This window comes from Staphylococcus simulans (assembly GCF_002994445.1).
Lineage (GTDB): Bacteria > Bacillota > Bacilli > Staphylococcales > Staphylococcaceae > Staphylococcus > Staphylococcus simulans_B.
The window spans coordinates 280555-294012 of sequence record NZ_MRZJ01000001.1 but is presented as its reverse complement, the minus strand read 5'-3'; the positions used below and the strand labels follow the sequence as shown (position 1 = coordinate 294012).

Here is a 13458-nt window from a genome sequence, read left to right as displayed (position 1 = left end):
ATCCTATTGATTTAAATTACTCAACACGCCGTTAATAAAGCGATAGTGATCATCATCGCTGAATTGTTTCGCAAGCTCGACTGCTTCATTGATGACCACTTTAGGCGGTGTATCGCTATGCTTAAGCTCAAAAGCTGCTATCCTTAGAATAATGCGATCGGTTTTCAATAATCGAGATACTTTCCAGTCTTTAAGATTTTCTTGAATTTGTTCATCTAGTACGCTTTCGTGGTCTTTAACGCCAGAAACTAACCAATGAATAAAATCAAATTCCAAATCTGGATAATCATCTTTAATAAAGTTTATGGCTTCGTCTATAGATAAATCTGTATTTTTCATTTCAAGTTGGAATAGTGCTTGAAATGCTTGGCTTCTTGATTCTTTACGACTCATTTAGAGTTGCTCCTTTTTATCTTATTTCTTATTACTTTTCAACCTCGATATGTGTAATATGAACGTTGACTTGTTTAGGAACTATAGTTGTCATGTTGCTGAGTGAATTGAAAATTGTTTCTTGAATTTTCAATGCAGTTTTAGAAATGTTTATACCATATTTAAACTCACAGAATACATCTATATAAATTCCATCTTCTTTTGTATCTAATTTGATACCTTTAGTCAGATTTTTTCGGTTCAGTTTTTCTGGAGATGCATTTTTTAATTCGGCAAAGTGTCCAGCAAGCCCTTCAATTTCAGATGTTGCAATACTTGCAATTGAAATTAAGACTTCAGGTGAAATTTCAATTCTTCCGAGCTGTGAATGTGTATTTTCTGATACCTTAACCATATATTAGCCTCCTAATCAAAGTTAGTCTTCATTCATAATGTTATTTTGTTCTAAGAACTTGGTGCTGTATTGTCCGCTGTTGAAAATATCATTTTCCAATAAACGGATATGGAAAGGAATAGTTGTATCAATACCAAGTACTAAAAACTCGCTTAATGCACGTAAGCCGGCCATAATTGTTTGTTCACGCGTAGGTTCATGCACAATCAGTTTAGCAACCATTGAATCGTAATAAGGCGGAATTGTATAGTTTGTATAACAAGCAGATTCGATACGCACACCAAAGCCGCCAGGTGCTAAATATTGCGTGATTTTACCAGGTGATGGCATGAAGTTTTTATAAGGATTTTCCGCATTGATACGAAATTCCATAGCGTGACCATTGATTTTTATATCTTCTTGTTTAAACGGCAAAGGTTCTCCCATTGCTACTTGAAGTTGAAGTTTAACTAAATCAACACCTGTGACCATTTCAGTAACTGGGTGCTCAACTTGGATTCTTGTGTTCATTTCCATGAAATAATATTCATCTGTATCTAAATCATAGATGTATTCAATCGTTCCGGCGTTTTCATAATTTACAGCTTTGGCCGCTCTGATTGATGCTTGTCCCATTTCATGACGCTTTTCTTCTGTCAAAATCGGCGAAGGCGCTTCTTCGACAAGTTTCTGCATTCTTCTTTGAATCGTACAGTCACGTTCCCCTAGTTGTATCACGTTGCCATACTGATCCCCGATAATTTGAAATTCGATGTGACGGAAATTTTCGATGAATTTCTCTAAATATAATCCGCCATTGCCGAATGCTGTTTCAGCCTCTTGTTGTGTCATTTTATATCCGTTTTCTAATTCTTTCTCATCACGTGCGACACGAATCCCTTTACCGCCGCCGCCTGCAGTAGCTTTGATAATAACAGGATATCCGATTTCCTCAGCTGTTTTCTTAGCATCTTCAATTGATTCTACAAGTCCGTCGCTGCCTGGTACGACTGGTACATTCGCATTAATCATTTCATCTTTTGCGACATCTTTAATACCCATTTTTTGAATAGACTCATAGCTTGGTCCAACAAACTTAAGTTGGCAAGCTTCGCATAATTCCGCAAAATCACCGTTTTCGGCTAAAAAGCCGTATCCAGGATGCACTGCATCACAACCTGTTGAAGTTGCGATAGATAAAATGTTTGGAATGTTTAAATAAGAATCCTTAGATTGTGTAGGACCTACACAGTATGCTTCATCAGCAATTTGAGTATGTAATGCGTCTTTATCCCCTTCAGAATAAATTGCTACTGTGTGCAATCCTAAATCCTTACATGCTCTAATGATTCGAACCGCAATTTCTCCGCGGTTGGCGATTAATACCTTCTTCATAATTATTTCACCTTGAACAACGGTTGGCCATACTCTACCATTTGTCCGTCTTCAACTAAGATTTCAGTAATTTCCCCAGATACTTCAGCTTGAATTTCATTAAATAATTTCATCGCTTCTAATATACATACTGTAGAATCATTTGAAACTGTGTCCCCAACTTTGACATATGCTTCTTCTTCTGGTGATGGCGATTTATAGAAAGTTCCCACCATTGGTGCATTAATTGTTTTGCCTTGATCCGCATCTGAATTAGCAGCAGCTGATATTTCGCTGGCAGCTGATTCATTTTGAACAGGTGCAGGTGCAGCTGTTTGTTGTGGGAAAGCTTGCTGCGAAATCTGAGGTGTAATAATTTCTCTTTCTTTTTCTTTCTTCAAATTAATGATACTTCCCTTATTGTCCTCTATATTAATTTCAGTAAGATTTGAATTATCTAGTATTTCGATTAATTCCTTGATTTCTTTAAAATTCATAGTACTGCTCCTTCAGATTGTTTTTACTCTTCTTGTATATTTTACTTGAGTGAAATTATCAATTCAAGCATATCACTGCAACTTTAACTAAGTAAATCGGTATGAAATTGATGATTAAATAAAAGAAGCCCTTTTCTTAAACCTTCCCAACGTGATAAAACCAATGCTTCATTTAGAAACCATTTAATTTCTGTTGTTGAGTTAGGATATAAGAAAAGGGTGATAAATTATTAAGCTCTTGAAACGTAGCTGCCGTCGCTAGTGTTGATAACTAGGACATCTCCTTCGTTTACGAATAGAGGTACGTTAAGTGTGTAGCCTGTTTCTACAGTAGCAGATTTAGTGGCACCAGTTGCTGTATCACCTTTAATGCCTGGTTCAGTTTCTGTAACTGCAAGCTCAACTGTTTTAGGAAGTTCAACACCGATTGTTTCGCCTTCATAAGTTTGGATTTGTACTTCCATGTTTGCTTTTAAGTATTTTAATTCATCTTCTAAATAATCTCCAGATAGTTCTGTTTGTTCGAAAGTTTGGTTGTCCATGAATACGTGTGAATCGCCATCCGCATATAAATATTGCATACGGTGGTTTTCAATCATAGCTTGTTCAACTTTTTCACCCGCACGGAATGTTTTTTCTTGAATCGCACCAGTTCTTAAATTTCTTAATTTAGAACGAACGAACGCAGAACCTTTTCCGGGTTTTACGTGTTGGAAATCAATAACTTTCCAAATACCATTATCTACAGATATTGTTAAACCTGTTTTAAAATCATTAACCGAAATCATCCAGTTTCCTCCTCATATAGGCTTTCATTATAAAATAATAAGGTCTTTTGTGCATTTAGTAAAGACTTCATTGCCATTTTCTGTAATTAGAATGTCATCTTCAATTCTGATGCCGCCTAGTCCTTCTATATAGATACCCGGTTCTACCGTCACGCAATTATTTGGTGTTAATACATAGTCGGATTGTTTGGCTAACATAGGCTGTTCATGGATTTCTAAGCCGATGCCATGACCTGTAGAATGACCGAAGTTGTCGCCGTATCCATAACTTGCGATGATATCGCGTGCAATAGCATCAGCTTCTTTTCCTGTCATGCCTGCTTTAATTTGATCTACTGCAGCTTGTTGTGCTTCAAGAACGATATTGTAAGCTTCTACAAGTTTCGGATCAGGTTAGCCGATTGCAAAAGTACGTGTGATATCTGAGACATATCCATTATAATATGCACCGAAGTCCAATGTGATAAGGTCTCCCTCTTCAATGACTTTATCACTTGCTACACCATGTGGCAGCGCACCTCTATAACCAGAAGCTACAATCGTATCGAAAGATGGACCGCTGGCACCTAAACGCAGCATTTTGCTTTCTAATTCAGCTTTTAATTCTTGTTCTGTCATGCCTGCTTTTGCAATAGTTAGAATATATTCATAGGTTTCATCTACGATTTGTGCAGCTTTTTGGATTGTGTCGATTTCATATTGTTCTTTAACCGCTCTGATATCTTCAATAGCGTTGCCGATACTTTGATATTCAACGTTAGAATCATTGAGTTGTTGGAAAGTATCGTAACTTACAATATGGCCTTCAAATCCTGCTTTTTTAACATTAAGTTTATCTAATACAGTTTTAACTTCTTCTACAAGCCCAGCAGAACGATTTACAATTTCAAAATCAGATGCTTGTTGTGTGGCTTGATCAATATAACGGAAGTCCGTAATCAGAATGTTTTCTTTCGGTGTAATAACTAATGCACCGCTTGTACCAGTAAAGCCTGATAAATAGCGGCGGTTGTAATCTGATAATACAACCAATGCATCTAGATTGTTTTGAGATAAAAGTTCAATTACTTTTTCATTTTTTGACATTTGTATTCCTCCTATGTAAATTCATTTAGGTAGTTAATTTGGAGATTAACAAAATCATTCATTTACGTATAAACAAAGTTTATCACAAAGATACCGGAACTATAAGGTTTTATACTTGAATACACGCGTTATTGAGATGAAAAATAAAAAGTAATGGACATGAAACGGTATTATAAGAATACCTGTACTAAATATGATAAAATAATGCTATATTATTTGCTTATGAATTAGGAGAAGGTTATGAAAAAAGTATTTTTGACTATTTTTAGTTCTGCATTGCTTTTATCAGGTTGCGGCAGTCAGAATTTGGGACCATTAGAAAAGAAAACAACTAAATTACGTGATGAAAATCATCAGCTAAAATTAGACAATCAAGAGTTGGAACAGAAAATAAGTGATTTAAAAAACAAAGAAAAACAATTAGGTGCAGATAAAAAGAATACAAAAGCAGCAGTAGAAAATAACTCAAAAACTAAGAACGCACATGCGACATCTGCATATTATCAGCAAGTTACGGACACTCTGAAGGATTATCATAAAATCGAAGGCGATGTTCATAAAAATAAGCGTAAAGAAGAAGTAGTCAGCAAATTGGATAGAATCGTCACTGACTTACAAAGTGCGCATGATAAATATAAACTTGAACGCGAAAGCAGCAACTTGTCTGATAAAGATAAATCGGATGACAAGAACATCGAAACACTGAACAAAGATCTCGTTAAAGCATTTAAAAATATCAGAGATGGTTATTCCGCAAAAGACAGTAAGAAATTAAAACAAGGACAACAAGAACTCTCACAAGTTAAGATTAGTAATTCTAATTCGTAAAGCATAGTACATTGAAAGGTGAAAACATGCGTAAAGGACTATTTTATATTATTTTATTTATAGCGTTAATCGGTTTGATTTTGAATTTAGACGCTATGTTATTTTCTTTAGTAAGAACTATCATTAGTTTAGCTATCATCGCAGTAATTGCTTATTTGATTTACTTCTTTTTCTTCTTAACAAAGGATCAACGTAAATATAAAATTGCTAAATGGAAATATAGAAGACGTAATAAGTAAATTTAAAGCCCCTGAACAATATTTTTTGTGTTCAGGGGTTCATTTTATTTGCGGTAAGTCCATTCTTCAGATTTGTATTTTTCCGCAAGTTCATTAATTTCTTGTTTTTGTTTTTCGTTAAGTTCTAAAGGTTTGAAGTTGATGTTCAATCCTTTTTGGAAGCCTTTTTCAAACGCAGTTTCCATTTCTTCTAATGTTACTGTTTTATCAGAAATGTCATTGATTGCGACTGCTTTATCAATAAATGCTTGTTTCATTTTGTCTTTTAAGCGTTCGTTTTTAAAGATAAACATATCAAACAAATCATCAATATCTATATCTTTCAAAATGGAACCATGCTGCAAGATAACACCTTTTTGTCTTGTTTGTGCACTGCCGGCAATTTTTCTGCCTTCTACTACTAATTCATACCAGCTCGGAGCATCGAAACAAACTGAACTTCTAGGCTGTTTTAATTTTTCTCTTTCTTCTTTGCTTCTCGGTACTGCAAAGTAAGCATCAAAGCCTAAAAGTTTAAAGCCTTCTAATAATCCTTGTGAGATGACTCTGTATGCCTCTGTAACGGTGTTAGGCATGTTTGGATGAGATTCTGGTACAATCACACTATAAGTAAGTTCTTTGTCATGCAATACGCCTCTTCCGCCTGTTTGACGGCGTACAAGTCCATAACCTTTTTCTTTCACTTTTTCAATATCAATTTCTTTTTTAAGCCTTTGGAAATATCCAATCGAAAGTGTAGCAGGATCCCAAGTATAAAATCTGATTACTGGATCAATTTCCCCTCTTGAAACAAAATTTAATAACGCTTCATCCATTGCCATATTATAGAATGGATCATGACTGCCTGAATTAATAAAATTCCATGTTTCTGTCAATTTTAAAATCTCCAATCACCTTAGAATTACTCGTATGTATGTATAGTACCATACTATAGAGTATATTTGATTCAAATTAATTTGCTAAATGAAAACTTTCGATACCTTCAATCTCTTTTATTTATGAATATCTTAATAAAAGACAAACTCCTTTCAAATTTGAGAAAAACTTTTTGATAATTGAATGAAACAGTCTTATAATTGTAGTATCGGTAAAAATAGGAGGAAGCATGATGAATAGCTTTTGGATAATCATTTTAGCTGTTTTAGTTATTATTGCTTTATATATGTTAGTCCAATTTTTCATCAATCGAAGAGCTGTGACAGAATTGAACCAAGACGAGTTCCACAAAGGTCTGCGCAAAGCTCAAGTTATTGATGTACGTGAAAAAGTTGACTATGACTACGGTCACATCATCGGTGCCAGAAACATTCCAATGACACTATTTAGTCAACGATTTAAAGGTCTTAGAAAGGACCAGCCTATTTATTTATGTGATGCTAACGGAGTAGCAAGCTACAGAGCAGCACGTATTTTAAGAAAAAATGGATATAGAGATATTTATATGCTTAAAGGCGGTTACAAAAAATGGACCGGAAAAGTTAAAGCAAAAAAATAGCATCAATCAAAAATAGCGGCGATGACTTAAAGTCATTGCCGTATTTTTATATGAAAAATCCTCCGCTATCAAATAACGGAGGATTCTCTATTTATAGATTAAAGTTTTTCTTCATGCAAGTTTTCGAATTTCAATACCGGATGTCTTGCTGCTTTTGTTTCGTCAAGTCTGTCAATAACAGTACTATGAGGTGCTTCAAGCACTTTATCCGGATCTTCTTTCGCTTCGTTAGCAATTTGGATTAAAGCGTCGCAGAAGTGATCTAATGTTTCTTTAGATTCTGTTTCTGTCGGCTCAATCATCATGCCTTCTTCAACGTTAAGCGGGAAGTAGATTGTAGGCGGGTGTACGCCGAAGTCTAATAGACGTTTTGCCATATCTAATGTACGGACACCGTCTTTCTTCTGTTTAGATCCGCTTAATACGAATTCGTGTTTACAGTATTGAGAATATGGAATTTCGAATGCATCTTTAAGACGTGCTTTAATGTAGTTTGCATTAAGCACAGCTGCTTCAGATACTTCTTTAAGACCAACATTACCCATTGTTCTAATATATGTGTAAGCACGTAGGTAGATACCGAAGTTACCATAGAATGGTTTAACACGGCCGATAGAGTTTTCAATATCATTATCATATTTATAAGTGTCTCCATCTTTAACTACCATTGGTTTTGGTAAGAAGCTTGCTAGTTCTTTCTTAACTCCAACAGGACCTGAACCAGGACCACCGCCGCCGTGCGGACCAGTGAATGTTTTGTGTAAGTTTAAGTGAACTGCGTCAAAGCCCATGTCACCAGGTCTTACTTTATCCATAATAGCGTTTAAGTTAGCGCCGTCATAGTATAATAAACCACCAGCATCGTGAACAATTTTACCGATTTCCATGATATTGTGTTCGAAAATACCAAGTGTGTTCGGGTTTGTTAACATGATTGCTGCTGTGTTTTCGTTAACAAGACGTTTCAAGTCTTCTACATCGACTTCTCCGTCTTCGTTTGATTTTACAGTTACTGATTTGAAACCAGCAAAAGCAGCTGACGCTGGGTTAGTACCATGCGCTGAGTCAGGTACGATTACTTCGTTACGGTGACCTTCGCCGTTTTTCTCATGGTAAGCTTTGAAAATCATAAGTGCTGTCCATTCACCATGTGCACCTGCAGCTGGTTGTAACGTAACTTCGTCCATACCAGTAATTTCTTTTAGTTCTTCTTGTAAACTGTGAATGATTTCAAGAGAACCTTGGATTTCTGATTCTGGTTGTAATGGATGTGCTTCTGCAAATCCAGGAATACGAGCAACTTTCTCGTTGATTTTAGGGTTGTACTTCATAGTACAAGAACCTAAAGGATAGAATCCTGTATCTACACCGAAGTTTTTATTAGATAACTCAGTATAGTGTCTTACTAAGTCTAATTCTGCAACTTCAGGGAATTCTGCTTTGTTTTTACGGATGAATTTATCATCTAAAATATCTTTAATCTCAATATTGTCAATCTCTTTTTCTGGAAGAGAATATGCATATCTTCCTGCTCTTGAACGTTCGAAAATTAATGGACTTGATTTACTAACCATTAATCTCACCCACTTTCTCAACAAAAGTATCAATTTCGGCTTTTGTTCTTAATTCAGTTACTGCAACTAGCATTGCTTGTCCTAAATCGTCGTTTACTTCAGATAAGTCGAAACCGCCGATAATGCCTTCATCTAATAATTTTTCGTTAACTTCTTTAACAGGTTTATTCAACTTGATAACAAATTCGTTATAAGATGTGCCTGGTAATACTTCTACGCCTGCTTTTTCAAATGATTGCTTAGCATAGTTAGCTTTTTCAAAGTTTTGTTCAGCAATATCTTGAATACCTTGTTTACCAAGCGCTGACATTGCGATAGATGAAGCTAATGCATTTAATGCTTGGTTTGAACAGATGTTTGATGTTGCTTTATCACGACGGATATGTTGTTCTCGTGCTTGTAAAGTTAATACGAAACCGCGGTTGCCGTGATCATCGTTTGTTTGACCTACTAAGCGACCTGGGATTTTACGCATTAATTTTTTAGTTGTAGCAAAGTATCCGCAATGTGGTCCGCCGAATTGGCTAGGGATACCAAATGGTTGTGTATCACCTACAACGATATCTGCACCGAAATCACCTGGAGGTGTTAACAAGCCAAGTGAAAGTGGGTTTGCATAGACGATAAATAACGTCTTTTTACTTTTAATAAATGATTGGATTTTTTCTAAGTCTTCAATTGAACCATAGAAGTTTGGATATTGAACAGCAACTGCAGCTGTATCTTCATCAACAGCAGCTTCTAATTTTTCTAAATCAGTGATTGTGCCGTCTAAGTCTACTTCTACGATTTCATAGTCGTTTCTTACTTTAGAATAAGTGTGAAGTACTTGTAGTGCTTGATAATGCAAGCCTTTAGATACTACAATCTTATTCTTTTTAGATTGACTGTATGCTAAAATACATGCTTCAGCAAATGCTGTAATTCCATCGTACATTGAAGAGTTTGCTACATCCATACCAGTTAATTCGCAAATTAATGTTTGGAATTCAAAGATAGCTTGAAGTTCACCTTGTGAAATTTCTGGTTGGTACGGCGTATAAGCTGTATAGAACTCTGAACGTGAAATCATAGCATCCACAACAGCAGGTGTATAATGGTCATAAACCCCAGCACCTAAGAATGAAGTATGATCTTCTTTAGTTATATTTTTGTTAGCAATTCTGCTTAAACGTTTGAATAGAGAAGTTTCATCTTCTCCGCTTGGAATATCAAGTTCTCTATCTAATAAAATTTCTTTTGGCACATCTCCGAATAATTCTTCGATTGAGCTTGCACCAATTGTCTCTAACATTTCTTTTTTATCTTTTTCAGTTAATGGTATATAACGATGACTCACCACTGCCACCCCTTCATTAAATTATTTACTGATTTGATTTTTCTTAACAATTTTAGCTTTAACTTGACGTTTTCTTACTTGAACGATGACTTCTTTACCCATTTCGAATTCATCGCGGTCAATCATAGCTAATGCAATTCCTTTTCCAGTAGCTGGAGATTGTGTACCTGAAGTAACTTGCCCTATTTTGTTACCATCTAAATCTAATACATCATAACCAGTTCTTGGAATACCTTTTTCAATCATTTCTAATCCAACTGATCTCACTTTAGAACCATTTTCTTTTTGGTCTTTCAATACTTCTTTACCAATGAAATCAGCTTCGATTAATGGTTTAGCTGCAAAAGCAATGCCGCCTTCATATGGTGTAATATCTTCAGATAAATCTTGACCATGTAAAGGAAGACCAGCTTCTAAACGTAATGTGTCACGTGCACCAAGACCTGCAGGTTTCAATTCTTCATTTTCTAAAAGACCGTCCCAAATTGCTACAACGTCTTTTGAGTCGCAGTAAATTTCGAAACCGTCTTCACCTGTGTAACCAGATTGTGACAAGATTACATTTTTACCAAAGATTTTGACATCTTTTTTAAATTCGAATGGTTTCATTTCAGAAACATCAACGTCTACTAAGCCAGCAACATAGTCGCGTGCTTTTGGACCTTGGACAGCAAGTTGTCCGTATTGATCAGAAACATTTTCTACTGATACATCAAATTTATCTGAGTGAGACTTAATCCATTCATAGTCTTTATCAGTGTTAGCTGCGTTCACCACTAATAAGAACTTATTATCATCTAATTTATATGTGATTAAGTCGTCAATGATACCGCCTTTTTCATTACAAAGTGCAGTATATTGGGCTTTGCTATCAGTTAACTGATCTGTATCGTTTGAAAGCACATATTGAATGAATTCTGAAGCGTCTTTTCCTTCAATTAAAACTTCGCCCATGTGGCTGACATCAAAGATTCCCATAACTTCCCTAACTGCGTTATGTTCTTCTTTGATACTTGAAAATTGAACAGGCATAGCCCATCCGCCGAATTCAACAATTTTAGCATCGCTTTCTAGGAAACGATCGTATAATGGTGTCTTTTTTAAATCATTTGACATCTTGCAACCCCCTATATGTGATTAAATATTAAAAACAGGATAGCAAACCAAATTGCCACCCTGTAGTTACCTTCAGGAACGCGTCGCAGTATTATCCTTTTGCCTGAGAGATTCGATGTGAAATCTTGCACCTTCGGCGATGAATTAATTTTACTTTTTTCAGAAAGTGAAATTATTCATTCTCTCCAATACTGGTCATTCGCAATTTAAAATGTTCATCAATTCTTGATGTAGTAAATCTAAGTCCTTGTTTGTATCCATTCTGCTGAATGCGATTTCATTATATCGTGAAACCCTTGATAAATACAACCTTTTTAATTCGTCGAATGCTTTATTTGCCGCATTAGGTCGATTAGCATCATTTTTAATTCTATCAAAAATTAGATTAATGTCTGTATCTAACCAAATAACATTTTTGCATTTTGATAATAATTCCAAAGATTCCGGTCGTTCAATGATTCCGCCTCCAGTTGAAATTATATCATATTGCTCAATTGCTTCCTGTAAATATTGAGTTTCAAGCTCTCTGAATCCAGACTCGCCTTGTGAGGCAAATATATCTGGTATCGTTTGATTGGTACGCTGCTCAATCAAATGATCCAAGTCGACAAAGCTGCTGTTGGTCTGGTTTGCAGTATATTGACCAAGAGTTGTCTTTCCGGTACCCATAAATCCTATGAAGATTAATGGCACTTTATCTTCTAGTTTGAATTTCATATTTATCATCCTTCTCAACTAATTGCCCTAGCTGCTGTTCATAGTTAACGTTAAGATTGTTCAGTGTCTTTAATTTTAAGCTATATTGATAACTATAGGAAGTAATTATGATGATAAAAACCATAAATATCATTGAAATAAATGGCAGCATATACCCTTTTGGTTCAGAGGATAAGAACTTTATAGTACTTTTCTCGATTTTCGACAAGTGTTAATTCCACCTTAATATATTGATTGTCTATCTTTGTGAACTTACAGCTGCTGATATTTCCGATTAATGTCACGTTGCCGCGCTGATTAATATTTTTATACAGCTTATGATTATTGAATATATAGTAAATTTGTTTTTCTTTTTTATCAATTTTTATTCGCCTTTTTTCAACGTTTATTTCATTTATTGGAACGCCTTTCAGTTCACGAGTAATATCTTGTGCAAATAATTCATAATTGATAAGAGATGTATCATTGATTTGCACATTCAATTTTTGAATGGTTTGAAATAACGGCGGGATCAGACTCATCGTTAATGAAAAGATAAATAGTGAAAACATCATTTCAATCAAAGTAAAAGCCTTAATTTTTCTATTGTTTAATATCAAAGCAATAGCGATCGTGTGTTGTATTGCTTTGAATACATAACTTTTTATTAATGTTAGTAATTTCGTAGTGTTCAATTTGGATACCTTGATTGATTTCCTCTCTGTTAAAATGTTGGATTACCGTAATTAAGGTACGATACATATCTGCTTTATCGATTTCTTTTTGATAATATGCATGCTGGTTGATTAGGATTGGTAAGAAAATAAGTAAAATAGTGGTTATTAAAGAAAACGAAGTCAGTGAATCCAATAAAAATGAAGCACGCAGCGTTGAACAATTAATTTTGTTTTTCAATGCGCAAACTTCCTTTCTCAATATGGAAGATAAAACGAAATAGTGTTTGGTCAATGCGGATATATACAGAACCAAAATGATTAAATTCGCCATTAGAATCAATAATGACACTATCCATATTTCTATTATTTTCAATAACACCATTCGCTATTTTAATATATTTGACTTGATGGTCAGTATTGACGACTTTAATTTGATCGCTGCCTCTATTAATAATCAGCATAATGCTGGTATGATCTTTAATAGCTTGTGATTTTAAATATGTGATTTGAGCAGCTAAATTTTTTGCGGATAATTCATTTTCGACCCTGCTTAGGTGACTCGCGTTTTGAATTTTAAGACTTAAGAAAGTCAAAATACTTATCATAGCAAGCACTAACAATGTTTCTAGCATAGTAAATGCTTTCATGGCTATTCATTAACTTTAGCTTCGCCATCACTGATTGTAATTGTCTTGCCGGATTTGCATGTTTTTTGCCCTTCTTTTAAGAAACCTTCACTTACAAGTTCATCGATGGATGATGGCGCTCGGTTTTTATTCAAACTGAATGCTTCTATCTGGCTATTCACCATTTTTTGTTGGGCTTCGCACCCTGTATCTTGCACATGTTTAGATTGTTTTGCGATATTTGGAATGATTAAAATTAATAGAACGCTTATCACTAAGAGGACTAACAACATTTCTAGTAATGTAAAAGCTTTAAGGTGACGCTGTTTTAATTTTGATAAGAGTTTCTTCATAAGG

Annotated in this window: 17 protein-coding genes, 1 pseudogene and 1 riboswitch; of the genes and pseudogenes, 3 read left to right on the top strand and 15 right to left on the bottom strand. The window is 35.0% G+C overall.

Annotated features, from left to right (window positions below; translation table 11 throughout):
- Nucleotides 1-3 precede the first annotated feature (3 nt).
- The 6 genes and pseudogenes from nusB to C7N65_RS01560 all read right to left on the bottom strand — a co-directional run bounded on the left by nusB (nucleotide 4) and on the right by C7N65_RS01560 (nucleotide 4511).
- Complete coding sequence (nusB, locus tag C7N65_RS01585) at nucleotides 4-393, bottom strand: transcription antitermination factor NusB (protein ID WP_105992713.1); 390 nt, start codon at nucleotides 391-393, stop codon at nucleotides 4-6.
- A gap of 31 nt (nucleotides 394-424) precedes the next feature.
- Complete coding sequence (locus C7N65_RS01580; protein WP_105992712.1) at nucleotides 425-787, bottom strand: Asp23/Gls24 family envelope stress response protein; 363 nt, start codon at nucleotides 785-787, stop codon at nucleotides 425-427.
- 21 nt (nucleotides 788-808) lie between these two features.
- Nucleotides 809-2161, bottom strand: coding sequence for an acetyl-CoA carboxylase biotin carboxylase subunit (accC, locus tag C7N65_RS01575; RefSeq protein WP_105992711.1), 1353 nt, complete (start codon nucleotides 2159-2161; stop codon nucleotides 809-811).
- Between the two features lie 2 nt (nucleotides 2162-2163).
- Nucleotides 2164-2637 carry an acetyl-CoA carboxylase biotin carboxyl carrier protein gene (accB, locus tag C7N65_RS01570; protein ID WP_105992710.1) on the bottom strand — a complete coding sequence of 158 codons (474 nt, stop codon included), beginning with the start codon at nucleotides 2635-2637 and terminating at the stop codon, nucleotides 2164-2166.
- 230 nt (nucleotides 2638-2867) lie between these two features.
- Entirely contained in the window at nucleotides 2868-3425 is a 558-nt protein-coding gene (gene efp, locus C7N65_RS01565; protein WP_105992709.1) for an elongation factor P, read from the bottom strand.
- Nucleotides 3426-3452: 27 nt separating this feature from the next.
- Nucleotides 3453-4511: pseudogene (locus C7N65_RS01560) on the bottom strand (M24 family metallopeptidase).
- Nucleotides 4512-4751: 240 nt separating this feature from the next.
- On the opposite strand from C7N65_RS01560, the gene C7N65_RS01555 reads away from it, so the two are divergent.
- Both C7N65_RS01555 and C7N65_RS01550 read left to right on the top strand, forming a co-directional pair.
- Nucleotides 4752-5339 (top strand): hypothetical protein, encoded by a 588-nt coding sequence (locus tag C7N65_RS01555; protein WP_105992708.1) that lies wholly within the window; start codon nucleotides 4752-4754, stop codon nucleotides 5337-5339.
- Nucleotides 5340-5365: 26 nt separating this feature from the next.
- A complete protein-coding gene (locus tag C7N65_RS01550) occupies nucleotides 5366-5578 on the top strand; it encodes an SA1362 family protein (RefSeq protein ID WP_105992707.1) in 213 nt (70 codons plus the stop codon).
- Nucleotides 5579-5622: 44 nt separating this feature from the next.
- On the opposite strand, the gene C7N65_RS01545 is transcribed toward C7N65_RS01550, so the two are convergent.
- Nucleotides 5623-6453: a biotin/lipoate A/B protein ligase family protein gene (locus tag C7N65_RS01545; RefSeq protein ID WP_105992706.1), complete on the bottom strand. Its 831-nt coding sequence runs from the start codon at nucleotides 6451-6453 to the stop codon at nucleotides 5623-5625.
- A 233-nt stretch (nucleotides 6454-6686) separates the two neighbouring features.
- On the opposite strand from C7N65_RS01545, the gene C7N65_RS01540 reads away from it, so the two are divergent.
- Entirely contained in the window at nucleotides 6687-7073 is a 387-nt protein-coding gene (locus tag C7N65_RS01540; protein WP_105992705.1) for a rhodanese-like domain-containing protein, read from the top strand.
- Nucleotides 7074-7171: 98 nt separating this feature from the next.
- Here C7N65_RS01540 and gcvPB read toward each other — a convergent pair whose 3' ends face one another.
- From gcvPB to comGC, 8 genes are all read right to left on the bottom strand, one after another.
- Entirely contained in the window at nucleotides 7172-8647 is a 1476-nt protein-coding gene (gene gcvPB / locus C7N65_RS01535; protein ID WP_105992704.1) for an aminomethyl-transferring glycine dehydrogenase subunit GcvPB, read from the bottom strand.
- The gene (gcvPA, locus tag C7N65_RS01530; RefSeq protein WP_105992703.1) at nucleotides 8640-9986 is read right to left on the bottom strand and encodes an aminomethyl-transferring glycine dehydrogenase subunit GcvPA; all 1347 of its coding nucleotides are present in this window, start codon (nucleotides 9984-9986) and stop codon (nucleotides 8640-8642) included. The genes gcvPB and gcvPA overlap by 8 nt, the downstream gene beginning before the upstream one ends.
- 21 nt (nucleotides 9987-10007) lie before the next feature.
- On the bottom strand, nucleotides 10008-11102 hold the full coding sequence (gene gcvT, locus C7N65_RS01525) for a glycine cleavage system aminomethyltransferase GcvT (protein WP_105992702.1): 1095 nt from the start codon (nucleotides 11100-11102) through the stop codon (nucleotides 10008-10010).
- Nucleotides 11103-11183: 81 nt separating this feature from the next.
- Nucleotides 11184-11301, bottom strand: a riboswitch (glycine riboswitch).
- A complete protein-coding gene (locus C7N65_RS01520; RefSeq protein ID WP_105992701.1) occupies nucleotides 11298-11819 on the bottom strand; it encodes a shikimate kinase in 522 nt (173 codons plus the stop codon). Its footprint overlaps the riboswitch before it by 4 nt.
- Before the next feature lie 164 nt (nucleotides 11820-11983).
- Nucleotides 11984-12418, bottom strand: a complete 435-nt coding sequence (gene comGF / locus C7N65_RS12890; RefSeq protein ID WP_415918783.1) for a competence type IV pilus minor pilin ComGF — start codon at nucleotides 12416-12418, stop codon at nucleotides 11984-11986.
- A complete protein-coding gene (locus tag C7N65_RS12525) occupies nucleotides 12402-12713 on the bottom strand; it encodes a hypothetical protein (protein WP_158698089.1) in 312 nt (103 codons plus the stop codon). Before C7N65_RS12525 ends, comGF begins: the two co-directional genes overlap by 17 nt.
- On the bottom strand, nucleotides 12697-13107 hold the full coding sequence (locus tag C7N65_RS01505; RefSeq protein ID WP_234019036.1) for a prepilin-type cleavage/methylation domain-containing protein: 411 nt from the start codon (nucleotides 13105-13107) through the stop codon (nucleotides 12697-12699). Before C7N65_RS01505 ends, C7N65_RS12525 begins: the two co-directional genes overlap by 17 nt.
- Nucleotides 13108-13124: 17 nt before the next feature.
- Complete coding sequence (comGC, locus tag C7N65_RS01500; RefSeq protein WP_105992697.1) at nucleotides 13125-13454, bottom strand: competence type IV pilus major pilin ComGC; 330 nt, start codon at nucleotides 13452-13454, stop codon at nucleotides 13125-13127.
- Nucleotides 13455-13458 lie beyond the last annotated feature (4 nt).

Excerpts from the sequence above, each read along its gene's own strand:
- C7N65_RS01550 (WP_105992707.1), top strand. The coding sequence starts at position 5,366 with ATGCGTAAAGGACTATTTTATATTATTTTATTTATAGCGTTAATCGGT.
- C7N65_RS01580 (WP_105992712.1), bottom strand. The coding sequence starts at position 787 with ATGGTTAAGGTATCAGAAAATACACATTCACAGCTCGGAAGAATTGAA.
- C7N65_RS01555 (WP_105992708.1), top strand. The coding sequence starts at position 4,752 with ATGAAAAAAGTATTTTTGACTATTTTTAGTTCTGCATTGCTTTTATCA.
- accB (WP_105992710.1), bottom strand. The coding sequence starts at position 2,637 with ATGAATTTTAAAGAAATCAAGGAATTAATCGAAATACTAGATAATTCA.
- C7N65_RS01540 (WP_105992705.1), top strand. The coding sequence starts at position 6,687 with ATGAATAGCTTTTGGATAATCATTTTAGCTGTTTTAGTTATTATTGCT.
- nusB (WP_105992713.1), bottom strand. The coding sequence starts at position 393 with ATGAGTCGTAAAGAATCAAGAAGCCAAGCATTTCAAGCACTATTCCAA.
- accC (WP_105992711.1), bottom strand. The coding sequence starts at position 2,161 with ATGAAGAAGGTATTAATCGCCAACCGCGGAGAAATTGCGGTTCGAATC.
- gcvT (WP_105992702.1), bottom strand. The coding sequence starts at position 11,102 with ATGTCAAATGATTTAAAAAAGACACCATTATACGATCGTTTCCTAGAA.
- comGC (WP_105992697.1), bottom strand. The coding sequence starts at position 13,454 with ATGAAGAAACTCTTATCAAAATTAAAACAGCGTCACCTTAAAGCTTTT.
- efp (WP_105992709.1), bottom strand. The coding sequence starts at position 3,425 with ATGATTTCGGTTAATGATTTTAAAACAGGTTTAACAATATCTGTAGAT.
- C7N65_RS01520 (WP_105992701.1), bottom strand. The coding sequence starts at position 11,819 with ATGAAATTCAAACTAGAAGATAAAGTGCCATTAATCTTCATAGGATTT.
- C7N65_RS01505 (WP_234019036.1), bottom strand. The coding sequence starts at position 13,107 with ATGCTAGAAACATTGTTAGTGCTTGCTATGATAAGTATTTTGACTTTC.
- gcvPB (WP_105992704.1), bottom strand. The coding sequence starts at position 8,647 with ATGGTTAGTAAATCAAGTCCATTAATTTTCGAACGTTCAAGAGCAGGA.